The organism is Paraburkholderia mimosarum LMG 23256 = NBRC 106338, from assembly GCF_000739815.1.
GTDB lineage: Bacteria > Pseudomonadota > Gammaproteobacteria > Burkholderiales > Burkholderiaceae > Paraburkholderia > Paraburkholderia mimosarum.
The window spans coordinates 29,764-46,832 of the sequence record NZ_BBJJ01000037.1 but is presented as its reverse complement, the minus strand read 5'-3'; the positions used below and the strand labels follow the sequence as shown (position 1 = coordinate 46,832).

The following is a 17,069-nucleotide window of genomic DNA, read 5'->3' as shown; positions in this document are numbered from 1 at the left end:
GCCCGCCGGCACGGTTGCCGCCGCGACCGCCGAAGCCGGCGCCGCCGCCGAGATTGCCATGGCCGGCCCCAGCACCGCCGCCGAAGCCGCCGGCCGCGCCGCGCCGCCCCTGCTGGCGCGCCTGGTTCATCGCGCCGTGCGAACTGAGCACAGGCTCGCGGTTGATGAAACCCATGGACGTCTGCATCGGGTCAGGCTGACGACGGTCCTGCTCCTTGCCGCGGCCGCCGCCCTTCTCTTCGCTCGGCGCCTTCAGGCCGACTGCGGCCATCAGGCTGCGAACCTGGTTGTCTTCGAGTTCTTCCCAGCGGCCGCGCTTGAGGCCTTTGGGCAGCGCGATCGGGCCGTGGCGCGTGCGGATCAGACGGCTCACCATCAGGCCGACCGCTTCGAACATGCGGCGCACTTCGCGGTTGCGACCTTCGGCCAGCGCGACGTGATACCAGTGATTCGTGCCTTCGCCGCCGCCATCGCGAATGCGCAGGAAGCTGGCCGGACCGTCGTCGAGTTCGATGCCCTTGAGCAGCTTCTGGCGATTGCCTTCGGTCAGCTCACCCACCACGCGCACCGCGTATTCGCGCTCCACGCTGTAGCGCGGGTGCATGAAGCGGTTCGCCAGGTCGCCCGAAGTCGTGAGCATCAACAGACCTTCGGTGTTGAAGTCCAGACGCCCGACGGCCAGCCACTTCGCCGTCTTCATGGGCGGCAGGCGGTCGAACACCGAGGGGCGGCCTTCCGGATCGGCGTGGCTGACGATTTCGCCCGTCGGCTTGTGATAAATGAGCACGCGCGGCGGCTTGTTCGGCAGCTTGCGCTTGATCAGCTTGCCATTGATGCGCACCTGGTCGGTCGGCAGGATGCGCTGGCCGATGTGAGCGGGCTCGCCGTTCACCGAGACGCGCCCGGCGATGATCAGCTCTTCCATGTCGCGGCGCGAGCCCATGCCCGCATCCGCGAGCACCTTGTGCAGCTTCGGCGCGTCGTCGTCCGGGCTCAGCACGCGCTTGGGCTGCTGGGCACGGCCGCGGCGCAACATCGGGGCGCGCACGCCCGGGCCCGCGCCGTTGTCGGCGTCGAATGCCGGCGAAGTCACGTAGAGGAACAGGTCGTCCTGGCTGGTGTCGGCTGCGGGCGCCTGCTGGCCTTCGCCGCGAGCCGCGCCTCCTTGAGCCTTGCCGCGTTTTCCCGCGCCCTGTTGACGTTCACCCTGACGTTCGCCTTGGCGTTCGCCGCCGGCTGCGCTCTGGCGACGGCCCTGCTTCTTTGCACCAGAGTCCTTGCGCGGCGCGCGGGCGGCCGCGTCGCCTTCCTGCGGCGCTTGCATTCCGGTAGCCGGCGCGGCCGATACTTCAGCGCTCTCGGCGCCGCCCTCGGCGGCCTTGGCCTTCGCGCCGGCACGGCGGCGCGCGATCAGGCTGCGCGGCCCGCGGCGCAAGCCGCGGCGCGGACGCTCTTCGCCCTCGCCGCGCTGTGCTTCGCCGCCAGGGGCGTCGCCTTCGGCCTGCGAGGCGCGCGTTTCGTCGTCGCGCGCGGAGGACGCGCGACGCGCGGATTCGGACGCGTCGGTCGAATCGGTGTCGTGGATATCAGTCAAAACAACCTCAAAATGTCAGGTTGCGCGCCCGCTTGCGGGGCGCGTCAAAAATGCGTGTTGCTTCAGATGCCGCGTCGGGCGGCTTCATCGTCCGTCGTCGAGACGGGGTCGTCCTGCGCCGCGTTGCTGCGGTCTTCGTGTTCTTCGCCCGCTAGTTCAGGCGCATGCGCCGGCACGTCCGCACACTCGTGCGCGGCGTCCTGCGCGTGAGCATCCGGAGTCGCCCGGTGCTCCGTGAGGCCAGCTTCGTGGTATGCGGCGTCGCCTGCTGAATCCGATGCGACTTCAACGTTTTCGCCCGCATCTTGTTGCATCTCGCTTGCGTGCTGCATGGGCGTTTCGACGCCCGGCGTTTCGACGCCCGGCGTTTCGACGCCCAACGTTGCGTCGCCTGCCGGCGCAGGCGCATCTTCCGCGCCCGCGACTTCAGCAAGCTCCGCCGTCCCGGGCTGACCTTGCGCGACCAACTGCGCCACTTCGCTATCGGGAAACTCGATGGCGTGCTGGGCGAGCAATTGTTCGCCCAGCTGGCTCGACGGGTCGTCGAGCGGCGGCAATTCGTCGAGCGACTTCAGGCCGAGGTCGTCGAGAAACTCACGCGTCGTCGCATAGAGCGCCGGGCGCCCCGGCACGTCGCGATGACCAATCACTTCGATCCAGTTGCGGTCTTCGAGTTGCTTGACAACCTGCGTGTTGACCGTGACGCCGCGAATTTCCTCGATGTCGCCACGCGTGACCGGCTGCCGGTACGCGATGATCGCGAGCGTTTCGAGAACCGCACGCGAATAGCGCGGCGGTTTTTCGGGGTGAAGCCGGTCAAGATAAGTCCGCATGGCCGGCTTGCTCTGAAAGCGCCAGCCCGACGCGAGCCCCACCAGCTCGACGCCACGCCCGGACCATTCATGCCGCAGGTCTTCGAGCAGGTTGCGAACCGTGTCGGCCGAAATGTCGTCGGCAAACAGTTTGCGCAGTTCGCCGATCTTCAGCGGCTCCTGCGTGCAGATCAATGCAGTCTCGAGGACGATTTTCGCCTCTTGGGTATTCATGCAGCCAGGTCAGACCCTAAGTAAGGTAAATCAGGTTCAAGGAACCGGATCAGACAGACGAAAGACGATATGGAACTGGAGACGCGCTCGCCCGATTCTGATCGGTCATATTGATGGGAGCACGCACCGGGGGGCCGTCATACACAAACATCGACAGGCAAAGAGCCAGGCCCAGCCGGAGGGAGCCGCGAAATTCCCGTAAGGAATCGCTAGACTGAGCGCCATATTACGCAAAAACGCCGGGTGCGTAAAGACGCCTGCCCGCATGCGCGGCTACGCGCCGTCTGTCGTCGCACGGCGCCCGCGGGCATAGCCCTTCCATCCATGCGCGGCGCATCGGCGAGTGCACGGTGCGCTTGCCACGGCTCAGTGCGCGCCGACCACCTCCAGGTAACGCGCGAGCCGTGCGACGCCCGCATCGAGCCGCGCCGGATCGCACGCATAACACCAGCGCACGAACCCTTCTCCCTGCGGCCCGAACGCGCTGCCCGGCGCCAGCCCGAGCCCCGCGTCCCGTACCAGCGCCTTGCACAGCTCGAGGCTGTTCTGCGCGCCCGGTAGCCGGAAGAAGAGATACATCGCGCCGTCTGGCGCCTTCACATCGACGCCCGGCAGCTTCGCGAGCGCCGCGGCGAGATGGTCGCGGGAGGCTCGCAAGTCGGTCACTAGCGCACGCGTGTACGGCTCGCCGCGCTCGATCGCGGCGACGCCGGCCTGCTGCACGAACGAAGGCGCGCAGGAGGTGTTGTACTCGACCAGCTTGCCGAGGTCGTCTGTCAAGGTGCGCGGCACGACCATCCAGCCGAGCCGCCAGCCCGTCATGATCCAGGCCTTCGAAAACGAATTGACGCAGATTAGCCGCTCTTCGCGCGTGGCGATGTCGAGGAACGAGGGCGCGGCGCGCTCGCCCGCGTCGCCGTAGTAAAGGCGCTCATAGACTTCGTCGGCGACGATCCAGATGCCGTGGCGCCTGCAGTGTTCGAGCACCGCGCGTTGCTCGTCGCGCGTCATGACCCAGCCGGTCGGGTTGTTCGGCGAGTTGATCATGACCAGACGCGTGTCGGGCGTGAGCGCGGCCAGCAGCCGGTCGAGATCGAGGGTCCAGCCGCGCTCGCCATAGCTGAGCGAGACAGTCTCGACCGTCGCGCCCAGGATTTTCGGAATCTCCACGAGATTCGGCCACAACGGCGTCACCGCCACCACGCGATCGCCGGGGTCCACCACCAGTTGCGCCGCCAGCATCAGCGCATTGACGCCGGCGCTCGTCACCGCGACGTTGTCCATCGGCGTCGCGCCGTGCAGCTCGCTCACGTAGCGCGCGAGCGACTCGCGCAGCGGGGCGATGCCGAGGTTGTGCGTATAGAAGGTATCGCCGCGCACGAGCGCCCCGGCGGCAGCGTCGCGGATGAACGGCGGCGTCACGCGGTCGGACTCGCCGAACCAGAACGGCAGCACGTCGGGCACGCCGAACCCTGCGTTCGCCACTTCGCGGATCTGCGACGAGCGCAACGCACGCACCGCTTCGCGCGGGAGGGGGACGAGGGACGACGGGTCGGGATCGCGCATCGGAGTTCCTGGGTAACGCACAATGTGAGAAGACGTGCAGTGTAGCGCGCGCGCCGCGCAGCGAGGGCCAGCCACGCAAATGGCGCCGCCACGGTGTTCAGCGCCGCGCGGCGGCCGGATCGGAAAGCTGCCGGATCAGCGACCACACCGCCTCGGCGGCTGGCGAGAGGGAGCGGTCGCGCCGCCGCACCAGCTCGACGGTGCGCTCGGCACGCGGCACGAGCGGCCTTGCGAGCAGCGACGCACCCGCCGGCACCGGCAGCGCTAGCCAGGGCAGCACGCTGATTCCCACGCCCGCCTCGACGAGCCCGAATACGGTGGCCGGATGCCCCAGCTCCTGCACCACGCGTACGCGCACACCGTGCTCACTCATCACGGCGTCGATAAGCGGACGGCTGCCCGAGGCGTAGTCCAGCATCACCAGTCGCTCGCCGTCCAGCTCCTTCCACGAAACCTCCTGGCTCAGCGCCAGCGCGTGGTCGCCGCGCACCACCACGCAGAACGAGTCCGTGGTCAGGCGTTCCGTTTCGAGATCGTCGGCAGCAAAGGGGCCGATAACGACGCCGAAGTCCACCTCCCCTGAGCGGATTTTGCGCACGACATCGGTCTGCACGTCGTCTCGTAACCCGAGCGTAACGTACGGAAACTGCCGGCCGCAGGCAGCCACGACCTGCGGCATCAGACGGCAGGCGACCGTGGGGCTCGCCGCCACGACCACGCGGCCGCGACGCTGCTCGCCTATCTCGCGAATTTCGCGCAAGGCGTCGTCGAGGTCGCTGAGCAGGCGCGGAATGCTTGCGATGAGATTCGCGCCGACATCGGTCAGCTGCACCTCGCGCGTGGTCCGGTCGACGAGCTTCACGCCGATTTCGGCTTCGAGCTCGCGAACACAGCGGCTCACCGCCGACTGAGTGAGCCCGATTTCATCCCCTGCCCGGCTAAAACTTTGCAGCCGCGCGACCTCGATGAACACTCGCAGCTGCCGGAGCGTCACATTCATCCATTGACCTCATGAATCGTCCATTTTTATGCAATCTTATCCGGGATGCACACGGTTACACCTGGCGCGGCAGCGAAGACGCTTGTTCGCCGCAGTGCAGCAATGCGGCGCAACGCACGCAGGACGGGCCTCTTTGCACAAGATTGGTGATTCCACCGATTTTCTCGATAAGTGTTTTCGAGTCTTATACGCCCCTGGCAATCTCCCGCGCGGGCTTGGCGCGACGCGGCTTCAAGACGACAACGTACGTGCTGGCACGGTTTTCGCATTAAGGCACGCACAGGTTCGATGGACGTACCGGAAACAAGTAGTTCCGGGGCGATCCAGCCGGGCCCGCCTGGTACTCCGGCATCCGGCCGCGAGTCCATGAAGAGTGCGCAGCGCGGGGCAGCGCACCGGAGATAGCTTCGCTGAGGTGAAACATGATGCTGTTCGACGATTTGAGAGACAACGAATGGGCGCTGGTCGAGGCGTTGTTCTGTGCTGAACCGGCACGGAGCGAACGGCGCGGACGGCCTCGCGTCGAAGCGCGTGCAGTGGTCAACGCGGTGCTCTGGGTGCTTTCGACGGGTGAAGGCTGGTCCAAGCTGCCGGGACGCTACCCCTCGCCGCCGACGTGCCGCCGCCGCTTCGACGAGTGGCAGGCAGACGGCACGCTTGCGGAGATCGTCAAGCGACTGAGCTCGAACGGGCGTGAAATTTCGCTGCGCGGCCGTATCGGCGCAACGGCGACCAAGCCGCCCGCACCGCCCAGCCGCGACCGCCTGCGCGGCGCGTTCTGGACCAACCCGGAATCCTGGCGCGCACCGGTCAAGATGGCCTGAGCCACGTTCCCTTTGCTTCACGCCGGGCGCCTCTTGCGCCCGGCGCGTTTTTTGCCCGCTTCGTGGCTCTTTCCCGGGCTCATTCCGAGACCCTTCCTCGCCCACCACTGACGCCGCCCTTCGCCGCGCCCAGTGGCCCACCGGGCTTTCCCGGGATACCCGTCTGCACGCGCCGCACATCTGCGCCCATCGAGACCGGGCGCCCCGGCACCGCTGCACCCGTAACAAAAAGGGTCGGCGCAGTGCGATACATCTCTTTACGAATATTTACAGCATGCTTTCGCCCGCGACGCTAGCGTGGAAGCTACTCTATCAACGTCAAGAAATTGGATTGACGGGAACCCACCATGAAATCCATGAAGCTGCACATTCGGCGCATCATGGTTTCGCTATCCGCCTTTGGCCTCTTGGCGCCTGCGGCGTCGTTCGTGTCGTTGAGCGCCGCGGCCCAGCAGTCGCACGAACCCACCCCTGCATGGTCGATGTCTCGCACCGGCACCCGGGCGCTGCCGCCCGCTGCACCCGACTCGCATGCTGCCAACCCGGCAGTCCCGCGCGGGGACCTGCGCGGCGACATTGCCAGCAATGCCCGCCGCAGTGCGCCGCCGCGGCAGGAGCCGGCGCAGCATCGCTGAACAGGCTGAGCGAAGTCATCGGGGGATGGTGGAACCGGCACAGGATCGCGGGCAAAGATCGCGGATAGAAGATGGACGGTTCGCTGATGACCCGCGCGAGGCGCGCCATATTCAGCGGACCACTGAGCTGCGGCTCAGCATATACCCTGCCCTGGGGAACCACCGCGCCTCACGTGCGGTCTACTCTTACGCCATCAAGCACAGCGTGGCAGCAGTAATTCCGGTAAGCCCGTATCTTTCGATGCGGGCTTTTTTTTGCGATCGATAAACGGAGGAGTTACTGGCTGGCCTCGAGGCCGGATTGGGGCACGCGTTCCGCGACATAGTCGGCCACGCGATGCGCGCTCCATTGCATCGTGCGCTCGTCGCGCGCGAGCCGCGCGAATTCAGCGCGGCCCCGATCGGTCAGCACCGCGATGTCGACGGGCGCATGAAAGCCCGGCGCCGGCGCGACGGTGCGCTGCCGGACGATGTCCATCATGCCGAGATCGCGCAAATACTGGAACACTTCAGGACGACGCGCCCACGGAACCTGCCGATACTGCACGCGCCGTAGCGCTTCGAGTACTGCCTCGTTGGAATACGTGGTCATGTCACTTCTTTCTTAAAATGCAGTCCTGCGATCGTTGTGCCTCGCATGAGCCGGCTTCGGCCCCATACCGACGTGAACGCCGAAGCCTGTCCCGGCAGCTCACGGGCCCATCCGCGCGCCGTGCGGCGGCAGGGACTGCAGGTTATCCGGGCCCCGTGAAAGCGGATTCGCCGCCTCCTGCGCGGCCAACACCACGCCACGCTCGCAGCGCACAGGTCGGTCGGACGCACATTTTCCCGAAAACAATACGTTACCTCATCCAAATTGATTCTAATCGTTTTGTTTGCGCTATTCATTGCGCTGGCCGTGGCGTGGCGAAACGCGCGCTGGCGCGTCGCAGCCAGCGCCGCCCTCCTGTTCTGGCTGCTCGCGGCAGGCTGGTTGTCCGGGGTACTTCTCGATCTGGCCCAGCCCCGGATATATCGCACTCCGTACGATCAGGCGACAGTCGGCCCCGTGAGCTTCGGCCCGCGCACCGCCATCGTCATGCTGGGCGGGGGCACGCAAGTTCGAAACGGCCGACTGGTTCCCGAGCGCGACGTCTATGCACGCATCGCGCTCGCCGCCGACCTGCACGCGCGGTGCGTGAGAGCGGGTGGCGTGTGCCGCGTAATCGTGAGCGGCGGGAATCCTCAGCATCACGCGAGCGCCGAAGCGGACAACTACGCGCCCTACCTGCTGCGCTCGGGGGTGCCGAGCGCCGATCTCGTGCTCGAAAACCGGAGCCTCACGACCTTTCAGAATGCGCGCAATGTCGCTCCCATCGTCCGGGCCTGGAACGGGGAAACGCTCCTGCTCGTGACGTCGTCCTACCAGATGCGCCGCGCAATGCTCGATTTCCAGCACTTCGGCATGAACCCGCTGCCCGCGGTATCCGATGTGCGCAGCGTGGAGCGTGGCCTGCTCCCACGCCCGGCCAATCTCAAGAGCGCCGAAACCGCACTGCACGAATTGATCGGGATTGCCCAGTTTTATGTCTATCGGATGATTGGCTGGTTCTAGCTGACCGCTACGCGAGCTGACGTGTAACCAGATGTAACTCCCGCGTGAACGATTTGCACGATGTCATCTGGAGCGAGTATTTGGTCGTTAGAATGAGGTGTCCATCCTGCTTGGACAGGTACCGGCTGGGTCCATAAACCGCTCCTTCGGAGGTAGAGATGAAAAAAACGTCCCTCGCAGTCCTGATTTCGTTTTCCGTATTGGCTGGCGCGGCCTACGCCCAGTCGGACACCGGCGTCACGATGAGCACCGATCAGGCCAAGGCCGACGACGTCCTGCAACGCGCGCAAGCCCTGCAGCAGCAGCAGCAGGCCCAGCCCGCGCAACCGGCGGAGCCGATGATGCATCACAAGTCGGGGCATCCGCATCACAAGAAGCCCGCCCAATCCCAATAAGGAAGGCGTCGCGCAGCACAGAGCGCTGTCCAGGCCGGGCCGCGCAGAGAAGGCGGCACCAGTGCGGCACCAGTGCGCCCTTCCGGCCATGAAGCCGATGCCGGCCGTGCCGCCATCGGCTTTTTGTTGTCCGTGCCCTGCTGGAGCCGGCCACGCGTCGCGGACATCGCGGGCATCGCGAGGTCGCGCCGGCTGCGCTCCCGCGCGGTATGCTAAAGTCGCGCCCTCGAAAAAACGCCCGGTCGATATACCCCCGGCGAGATCCCACCCCTTGTGCGCCACGCGCGGAGAACCACAATGAGCAACATCCAGCTCGACATCGAATGGACCGAAGCGGCCTCACGCAAAATCGAAAAGTTGATGCCGCGCGGCGGCAACCAGGACGCGTATCTGGCGCTGCCCCCCATCGAATGCCTGCCGATGGAGGGCGATGTGCTGTTCCTCGGCCCCGCCGGCAAGCAGCAACCGTTCATCGTCGCGGAACGTCAATACCATCACGAAGGCGATGCTGACTGGACCATCATCCTGATTCTCGACGTTCCCAATACGGCGCACTGAGCGGCGCACCGGGCGCGGACTGAGCGGCGCACCGAGCGCCAACTCCGCGCCCAGTCGGCGCACCAGGCCCGCCGCCACGCGGGGGCCTGCGAAGGATGAAGCCGGCGCCGCTTCGCCCCTTTGCGATTGTTCCAGACAAACTTCCAGACAAACGGCCCTCCGCAGCATTCCCGGCTATCGGTTCAACGGGGCTTCCCCCAGGCACGAGCCTTCTCGCCGCTCTCTAGTCAGTCCGCACGCTTTCCATCAGAACACGGGCCACGCGAGCGCCTGTCCCACGAGCCAGGCTAGCGCTGGGACGACCGGCGCGCCGCTTGCGAAGTTCTGCTGGCCACATTTCGGCCTATCGGACCAGCCACCGTTGACGGCCGCACCTCGCCGGCCGCACGCTAGCGGCCCCCCTATTCCAGAACGCGCCGCCGCGCGACCTTCAGTTCGCCTTGACGCGCTTTCGCATCGAGCCGGCGCAGCTTCGAAGCCCGGCTGGGACGCGTCGCCACGCGCGCCTTGCGCGTCACGCTCACGCTGTCGATGAGTTCCTCCAGACGCGCGAGCGCCGCCACCCGGTTCTGGTCCTGGGTGCGGTATTCCTGTGACTTGATGACCACGACGCCGTCCCTCGAAATCCGCCGGTCCGACAGCGCGAGCAGGCGCATCTTGAGCACTTCGGGCAGCGACGAGGCGCGGATGTCGAAGCGCAGATGAATCGCGCTCGATACCTTGTTCACGTTCTGGCCGCCCGCTCCCTGTGCGCGAACGGCTACCAGTTCGATTTCCTGCAAGGGGATGGGGGCACGTGCAGTCATGGGCGAATAGTGAAAAACAAGCCGCTTCGGGTGAGGCCAGCCACGCGGCAGTGTCGCACAGGACGGCGCAAGCGGCGAACCGGATCACCGGGGGCAAGCAGAATGCCCACGCCCGTTGTGGCAGCCGGTTTGCGGCTGCGCGGCGCTTGAACCATACTTACGGCATTGCCATCGGTGAACCTTCAGGAACACGCGTCCCATGAAGCTGCGTCCAGCCTTCGTCGCCGAACTGGCGGTCAACCTGCTCCTTCCCTGGGTCGCCTACCGTCTCGCCGAGCCGCACTGGGGCGAAGTCGGCGGCCTCGTTGCCTCGGCCGTGCCGCCGCTTGCCTGGAGCATCGTCGAGCTGGTGCGCTTTCGGCGCGTCGATGCGCTCTCCTCCGTCATCCTGCTCGGCATCCTGCTCTCGCTCCTCGCCGTGGCGTTCGGCGGCAGCCCGCGCGTCCTGTTGATGCGCGAGTGCCTCGCCTCGGGGGCGATCGGCGTCGCGTTCCTGCTTTCGCTGCTGGCGAAGCGCCCACTCGTGTTTTATCTCACGCGCGCCACCGTCGCGCGGGAAACACGCGAGGGCGTCGCACGGCTCGAGCAGCTCTGGAACGACAACGCGAGCTTTGCCGCGGCGATGCGCCTGCTCACCTTCGTCTGGGGCATGGGGCTGTGTCTCGACTCGGCGCTGCGCACTTATCTGGCAGCCACCTGGCCGGTCGAGCGCTTTCTCGTCGTTTCGCCGATCATCGGCTATGGTGTGTTCGGCGGTCTCATGGCCTGGACCTTCTGGTATCGCACGCGCATGCGGCGCATCCAGGGCACGCATGGCCTGCTCGGCGATACGGCGGCCAACGCGAGCCCGAACGCAACCACGCTCAGTGTGGATTGAGGCGCCAGGCTCAACCCGCCTCTGAGCCGCTTGCGCGCCTTTGTGCCCGGTTCATTGCGCGAGATCCGGCGGCGCGCAACCCGGCAGGCACCGACGGTCAGATCGTGCCCGAAATCAGTTAGACTCAGCGGCACAGTCCGCGGCGTACCGTCCGCTTTCGAACTTCCCGGCAGTCGATGCGCTACTCCGTAGAAATCAGGAAATTCCTATATAGCCAGTACTTTTACGGCGGCCTGCGCATCGCGATCGGCATCTCGCTTCCCGCCGTGCTGTCCCTGTTCGTCTTTCATCAGAGCGAGCTCGGCTTCACCATCTCGACCGGCGCGCTCGGGGCCTGCGTGGTCGACATGCCGGGGCCGCTCAAGTACAAGCGCAACGAGATGCTCGCGTGCAGCGTAATCGGGTTTCTCTCCGCTTACGCCACGGGCCTCGCCACGTTCAGCCCGATCGCATTGTGGTCCACGGTCGTGCCGCTCACCTTCGTGCTTTCGCTGATCGTGGTTTACGGCAACCGCTGGCCGCAAATCAGCTTCGCCACCCTCTTCATGATGGTGATGACGCTCGAGGAGCACTTCACGCCGCACCTCGCGCTCGTCAATGCGTTGTGGATCCTGCTGGGCGGCCTCTGGTACACGGCGTGGTCCACCTTTATCAGCCACCTGATGCTGGACCGCATCGAGCAACAGGCGCTCGCCGAAAGCGTGTTCGCCTGTGCCGATTATCTGCTCGCGCGCGCCCAGTTCTTCGACCTCGACAATGACCTCGACGAGTGCTATCGCAACCTCGTCGCCAAACAGATCGCGGCCGTCGAGCGCCAGGACGCGGCGCGCGACATCGTGCTGCGCAATCTGCCCAGGCTCAGGGCCGGCAAGATCGATGCGCGGCGCGCGATGCACTTCAATCTCTTCATCAACACGGTCGATCTGCACGAGCTGTTCGTGGGCGCGCACACCGACTACCCGCTCGTGCGCAACACCTTCGGCGGATCGGACCTGCTCGTGTTCTATCGTGACCTGATCCGCAAGGCCGCCGCCGATCTCGAAGACATCGGACTCGCGGTGCTGCAGAACGAGCCGCCGCGCGCAAGCGTGAACGTAAAGGCGGAGCTGCGCGCCATCGAATACGAGCTCGACCTGTTGAAGAAGCGCGATCTGGCCGCCACCGACCCGGAAGCCTACGCGGCGATCTCGGCCTCGTTCCGCCGCATCTGGAGCGCGACGCGCCTGATCGACCGTATGCGCCGCAGCCTCGCGAGCGAAGTGCCGACGACCGAAACCGAACTGCGCATCGACGAGGCGCTCACACGCTTCGTGACGAACCGCCGCGTGTCCTGGCTGCAGATCTTCTCGAATCTCACGATGGCTTCGCCCAGCTTTCGCCACGCGCTTCGCGTGACGATCGCCGTGGCCGTCGGCTTCTGGCTCGGGCGGCTCCTGCCGCTCACCAACGCCTACTGGATCGTGATGACGAGCATCATCATCCTGAAGCCTGGCTACTCGCTCACGCGCCAGCGCAACGCGCAGCGTATCGTCGGCACGCTGATCGGGTGCATCGCGAGCATTGCGCTGATCCTGCTCGTGAAGCAGCCACTCGTGCTGCTCGTCTCGATGTTCGCGGCCATGGTGATGAGCTACAGCCTGCTGCTTTTCAACTACACGGCGAGCGTAGTGTTCACGTCGGCCTACGTCCTCCTGATGTTCCACCTGCTCGCGCCGGGCAGCATGCGGATCATCGGCGAGCGCGCGATCGACACGATGGTGGGCTGCATGATCGCCATCGCCACGAGCCATCTGTTCCCGTACTGGGAATACCGGCTGATGGGCAAGCTCGTGCACGACATGATTGCCGCGACGCGCAGCTATCTCGAGGCGAGCTGGTGGTGGAGCGGTCGCACCGCCGCGCCCCAGCCGGCGTTTGCGGGAACCTACCCAGGGGATGCAACGGAGGCCGACGTCAGCGCCTTCGCAAGCGCGAACGCGTCGCCCGTGGCAGGCTCCGCAGCGAACGCGAGCGACATGGCGAACCGATTGGCGACCAGCGTGGAAAGCGCGATGGGGAGTGCCTCGGCAAGCGCCGCCAGCGTGATTGGCGAACCCATCGCCGTCGCGACTGCTACGCTCGATGGCTCGCCAACGGTCGGTGCCGCCGGCTCGCCGGTTGCCGCGGTGGGCACAAAAGTGGGCACGAAAGCCGCCGCACAGGCCGCTCAGTCAAACGCAGGCGCCGCAGCTGCCGCGCCGTCGCTCGCGCGCGATTTTCGCTATCGGCTCGCGCGAAAGAACGTGCACGTGGCGTTTGCGAATCTCGGCCAGGCGTTCCAGCGCATGATGCTCGAACCGAAGGCCGCGCAGAAGTTCGTGCCCGAGCTCAACGACCTGCTCGTGCGCAGCCACGTGCTCGCTTCCCAGATCACGGCCATTGCGCCGCCGCTTCGCAGCCTGTCGCGGCCCGACCAGCCGGAACTCAAGCTCGACGCGCTCGAGCGCGCCCTTTCCTGCGTGCGCGAGAACCTCGTCGCGGCGGAAGCGGGCATCGCATCACCCGCCGATCAAACGGAGATCACAAAGCAGCTCACGCGCGAACTCGATGCGATGGTGGTGGAAGCCGAGCGCACGCTCGGCGCCTCAGCGGATCTTCCGCAGGAACTCAAGCTGCTCGCACACCAGTGCAAGCAGATGATCGCCGCGTCGTGGCTCATCCGCAAAGACGCGAGCATCATCCGGCTACCTGAAGAATAAGGAATCCAGCGTGCGGCGCGAGCCCGGCGTCAGGGCATCACTGCGCCGAGCCGCCCTGCGAGGCGGCCGTGCTCGCGGTCGCCGTGGCACTGGCCACGCCCGCGCCGCTGGTCTCGTCGTATTCGCGCTTGCTCTTCAGCGCGTTGAACAGCACGGCGCCGATCACGAACAGCACCACCGCCACGATGAAAACGGCAACGCCAACGGTCGGGTTCTTCTTGCGCGGTGGGTTCATCGGTCGTGCCCAGCCTCGAAGCGGGTGTGAGGAACGGGCATTCTACGCCGCCATCCTTTACAGGCGGCCTGCACCGCGAGCGTTGCGCTATGCGCCGCTGCGCACCGGTAGCGCGGTCGAATACTTGATCTGCTCCATCGCGAAGCTGGAACTCACATCGAACAACGGCACCGCGCGAATGAGCTGCTTGTAGACCCGGTCGAAATCGTCGATGTCGGACACCACGACACGCAAGAGGTAATCGGTCTCCCCACTCATGCGGTAGGCCTCGACGATCTCGGGAATGTCCTGCACCGCGCGCGTGAAGGTCTGCGCCCACGCCTCGGTGTGCTGGTTCGTGCGCACGGCGACGAACACCGTCGTTCCCACACCCAGTTTGCGCGGATCGCACAGCGCGACCTGCGCGCGGATCACACCGGTTTCCTTCAGGCGCTGCACGCGCTTCCAGCAAGGCGTTTGCGAGAGATTGACCCGCTGCGCCAATTCGGCGACCGGCATGGTGGCGTCCTGCTGCAACAGCTCCACCAGCTTTCTATCGATGAGATCCATTTATGCGCTCCCCGAAGCATAGAAATTTATTCTACACGACCGGGAGACCGCAGAAGGAAGACCGGGCATTCAGCCGCGGCTGTGCGCCGTGGGAATCTGCGGCGGCGCGCCTTCCGGGCCGGCGGTGGGGGGCGGCGCGGGCCGCGGCTCATGCGACGCATCGCGCACGTCGGCGCCGCCCACCCGTTCGTGCGGCGTATGCCCATGGCCATGCATCGCGCGCCCGTCCGCGTCGTGCGCGTGCCCGGCTTCGCCGCCGCGCGACGACATGTGGAGCTGCATCTGCGGCACGGGCATGTCGATGCCGGCTTCGTCCATGTGGCGCTTGAGCCGCGCATTGAAGGCGCGCGCCACGCTCCACTGCTGCAGCGGGCGCGTCTTGATCTGTCCTTTGACCACCATCCAGTTCGGATCGAAACGGTCGAGTCCCCAGACTTCCACGGGCCCGAGTATTTCGCGGCGATAGCGGAAATCAGCCACCAGCTCGGCCCCCGTTTCACGAATGATGCGGGTGACCGTATCGAGATCGACCGAGAACGGCACGCGCACCTCGAACACGGCAAAAGCGAAATCGCGTGAGAGGTTCTTCACGATCTTGATCTGCGAGAACGGAATGGCGTGGATCGCGCCCTGCCCGTCGCGCAGCCGCACGGTGCGGATCGACAGATGCTCGACCGTGCCCGCGTGACCGTTGTCGATATCGATCCAGTCACCGACCGAGATCGTCTCCTCGATGATGATGAAAAGGCCCGTGATGAGGTCGGCGACGAGCGACTGCGCGCCAAAGCCGATGGCGAGGCCGATCACGCCGGCGCCCGCCAGCAGCGGCGTGACGTTGATGCCGAGATTCGCGGCGGTGGCAATGCCGGTGATCGTGAGGATCGATACGAGCACGGCATTGCGCACCAGCGGCAGCATGGTGCGCGCGCGCGTGCTCGGCGCGCGGCCCTTCGCACGCGGGCCGCTCGGATTGAGCGCCTCGAGTATCGCGGTGTCCAGCAGGATCCAGACGAGCCACGCGAGGAACACCGTCGTCACGATCGCGAAAAGGGCGTGCGCGATGCCGCGGGCGGCGACGCTCGCTTCGATGATCGCCGCGAGCGAAATATCCCAGAGTCGCGCGCACGATTCGAAATACGCAAGCCAGATGAACACCACGAGCAGCGTGCCGGCGAAGCGCAGCAGCCGCCGCAGATACGGCGAGCGCCGGCGCACGCGAGCCGGAGCTGGACGCGTGATGCGGAAAACGACCGCCGAGAGGAAGAACGCGAGCACGAGCAGCAGCGCCGTCACCACGGAAATCTGCAGCACGTCGTCGCGAGCGCCGATGCCGCCGAACGTGGCGACGATGGAGGCGGCGGCGAGCAGCAGCATGGGCAGTTGCCAGAGCGAGGCGAGCACGTCGAGCACTTCGGTCCACGCCTTGTGGCCGTGTCTGAGCGTGTAGCTGCGGTTGCGGATCAGATGCGCGACCGGCCGCCGGAAGCCAATGGCGAATGCGGCTGTGAGCACGGCAGCCACCATGTTCGCCGCGGTGCTCACCAGGGCGGCCAGGTTCACGCCCAGCTGTTGCGCGACTTCGAAATTGGTCGCGGCGTCGCCGAGCGCGGCGAGCACGCCGATCGCGAAGAGGAGCCGGCGCGAGCGCGCGATCAGCACGCGCACGGCCGCGCGACGGTGCCCCGCGCCGAACAGCGAAAACATGATGAGGCAGATCGACGAGAACACCGCGCCCGCGACGATCGCATAGGCGATCACGAGGGCGAGCGTGCGCCCGAGCGCCTCGGGCATTGCGCGTTCGACCACCAGCGCGCCCACGAACGCCACGATCCATGGCGCCGCGCGATGCACGACAAAGATGATGAGATCGATGGTGCGCGGGTCGGGCCGCAGACCCGTTTCGACATCGAAGCGCCTGAGCAGGCGCCGCTCGAGCCAGCGCAGCACCGCCGCGCACGCGCCCCAGCCGGCGAGCATCGCGAACAGATCGAAAACGATGCGGCCGGGGCTTTCCCCCTCCCTGCCGGCGGCGATGAGATAGAGCTCGTTGGCGGCCGCCCTGAAGCGCCCGGCCCAGTAGTGAAGCGGGCTGCGGCCGCGGCGCGCGTCGGCCTCGACCGAAGCGAGGCCCGAGGCAATCGCGCCCAGCAGCCCCGAGCTCCCCGCCGCGCCCGAAGCGGGTGCGGGCGCCGCTTTGTCCGAGGCGCTGCGCAGTTTTTTGAGTTGATTCACGAGCGCCGTACGCTGGCGCTCGTTATCGAGCGTGGCGATGACGCTGTCGAGCGAACGCGTGAACTCGGCCTGGCTGGCCGGCGACGGCGCCGAAGCCGCCTCGGCCGCCGACGCGCCCGAGGCGGTGGCCGGCGCGCCGGTGATGATGCTTTTGAGGACCGGCAGCACGGGCGCGGGCGCGCCTTGTGCGGCCGCCGGCAGCGGCGCGGCAAGATAGATGGCGAGCGAGGCCAGCAGTATCAGCGCGCGCATCACCAGGCGCGCCGGCGCGGCGCGGGAAAGTGGTGCACGATCCGCCGCACCGAAGCGCATGCGCGACGGCCCGGCGCCCGCGCCATCGCGTTCGATGCAGCAATTCATGGCGGAGGGGCAAAAAAAGGACGTTCCAGTTTAGCCGCACTCCGCCTGCGCGCGCCTCGC

Annotated in this window: 15 protein-coding genes and 1 pseudogene; 7 read left to right on the top strand and 9 right to left on the bottom strand. The window is 66.4% G+C overall.

The genetic code is table 11. From position 1 onward, the window contains the following. The 4 genes from rluB to BMI01S_RS23930 all read right to left on the bottom strand — a co-directional run. A partial coding sequence (gene rluB / locus BMI01S_RS23945; RefSeq protein WP_042290805.1) for a 23S rRNA pseudouridine(2605) synthase RluB occupies positions 1-1,594 on the bottom strand: 1,594 nt, incomplete at its 3' end. Positions 1,595-1,656: 62 nt separating this feature from the next. Next, a complete protein-coding gene (gene scpB / locus BMI01S_RS23940; RefSeq protein WP_028212160.1) occupies positions 1,657-2,640 on the bottom strand; it encodes an SMC-Scp complex subunit ScpB in 984 nt (327 codons plus the stop codon). A 366-nt stretch (positions 2,641-3,006) separates the two neighbouring features. Then, entirely contained in the window at positions 3,007-4,206 is a 1,200-nt protein-coding gene (locus tag BMI01S_RS23935) for a pyridoxal phosphate-dependent aminotransferase (protein ID WP_028230754.1), read from the bottom strand. A 97-nt stretch (positions 4,207-4,303) separates the two neighbouring features. Next, complete coding sequence (locus tag BMI01S_RS23930) at positions 4,304-5,206, bottom strand: LysR family transcriptional regulator (RefSeq protein WP_028212158.1); 903 nt, start codon at positions 5,204-5,206, stop codon at positions 4,304-4,306. A 425-nt stretch (positions 5,207-5,631) separates the two neighbouring features. On the opposite strand from BMI01S_RS23930, the pseudogene BMI01S_RS23925 reads away from it, so the two are divergent. Further along, a pseudogene (locus tag BMI01S_RS23925) lies at positions 5,632-6,027 on the top strand (transposase); the annotation flags it as partial. 350 nt (positions 6,028-6,377) lie between these two features. Beyond that, a complete protein-coding gene (locus BMI01S_RS23920; protein WP_154671222.1) occupies positions 6,378-6,665 on the top strand; it encodes a hypothetical protein in 288 nt (95 codons plus the stop codon). A gap of 277 nt (positions 6,666-6,942) precedes the next feature. Here the strand turns inward: BMI01S_RS23920 and BMI01S_RS23915 are convergent, their stop codons facing one another. Continuing rightward, positions 6,943-7,257, bottom strand: coding sequence for a hypothetical protein (locus BMI01S_RS23915; RefSeq protein ID WP_028212156.1), 315 nt, complete (start codon positions 7,255-7,257; stop codon positions 6,943-6,945). Positions 7,258-7,536: 279 nt separating this feature from the next. On the opposite strand from BMI01S_RS23915, the gene BMI01S_RS23910 reads away from it, so the two are divergent. The 3 genes from BMI01S_RS23910 (at position 7,537) to BMI01S_RS23900 (ending at position 9,212) form a co-directional block, all read left to right on the top strand. After that, a complete protein-coding gene (locus tag BMI01S_RS23910) occupies positions 7,537-8,259 on the top strand; it encodes a YdcF family protein (protein WP_238327834.1) in 723 nt (240 codons plus the stop codon). 158 nt (positions 8,260-8,417) lie between these two features. Further along, positions 8,418-8,654 (top strand): hypothetical protein, encoded by a 237-nt coding sequence (locus BMI01S_RS23905; RefSeq protein WP_028230755.1) that lies wholly within the window; start codon positions 8,418-8,420, stop codon positions 8,652-8,654. Positions 8,655-8,951: 297 nt separating this feature from the next. Then, a complete protein-coding gene (locus BMI01S_RS23900) occupies positions 8,952-9,212 on the top strand; it encodes a hypothetical protein (RefSeq protein WP_028212153.1) in 261 nt (86 codons plus the stop codon). 401 nt (positions 9,213-9,613) lie between these two features. Here the strand turns inward: BMI01S_RS23900 and arfB are convergent, their stop codons facing one another. Beyond that, a complete protein-coding gene (gene arfB / locus BMI01S_RS23895; protein ID WP_028230756.1) occupies positions 9,614-10,018 on the bottom strand; it encodes an alternative ribosome rescue aminoacyl-tRNA hydrolase ArfB in 405 nt (134 codons plus the stop codon). Positions 10,019-10,217: 199 nt separating this feature from the next. Here arfB and BMI01S_RS23890 point away from each other — a divergent pair, with 199 nt between their 5' ends. Beyond that, positions 10,218-10,895: a VC0807 family protein gene (locus BMI01S_RS23890; protein WP_042290803.1), complete on the top strand. Its 678-nt coding sequence runs from the start codon at positions 10,218-10,220 to the stop codon at positions 10,893-10,895. Positions 10,896-11,071: 176 nt separating this feature from the next. Beyond that, the gene (locus BMI01S_RS23885; protein WP_028230757.1) at positions 11,072-13,633 is read left to right on the top strand and encodes an FUSC family protein; all 2,562 of its coding nucleotides are present in this window, start codon (positions 11,072-11,074) and stop codon (positions 13,631-13,633) included. A 37-nt stretch (positions 13,634-13,670) separates the two neighbouring features. Here the strand turns inward: BMI01S_RS23885 and BMI01S_RS23880 are convergent, their stop codons facing one another. From BMI01S_RS23880 to BMI01S_RS23870, 3 genes are all read right to left on the bottom strand, one after another. Further along, positions 13,671-13,868 (bottom strand): hypothetical protein, encoded by a 198-nt coding sequence (locus BMI01S_RS23880; protein WP_028230758.1) that lies wholly within the window; start codon positions 13,866-13,868, stop codon positions 13,671-13,673. Between the two features lie 87 nt (positions 13,869-13,955). Then, positions 13,956-14,417, bottom strand: coding sequence for an Lrp/AsnC family transcriptional regulator (locus tag BMI01S_RS23875; protein WP_028212149.1), 462 nt, complete (start codon positions 14,415-14,417; stop codon positions 13,956-13,958). A 69-nt stretch (positions 14,418-14,486) separates the two neighbouring features. Further along, positions 14,487-17,009 carry a mechanosensitive ion channel family protein gene (locus BMI01S_RS23870; protein WP_081723391.1) on the bottom strand — a complete coding sequence of 841 codons (2,523 nt, stop codon included), beginning with the start codon at positions 17,007-17,009 and terminating at the stop codon, positions 14,487-14,489. Between the last annotated feature and the right edge of the window lie 60 nt (positions 17,010-17,069).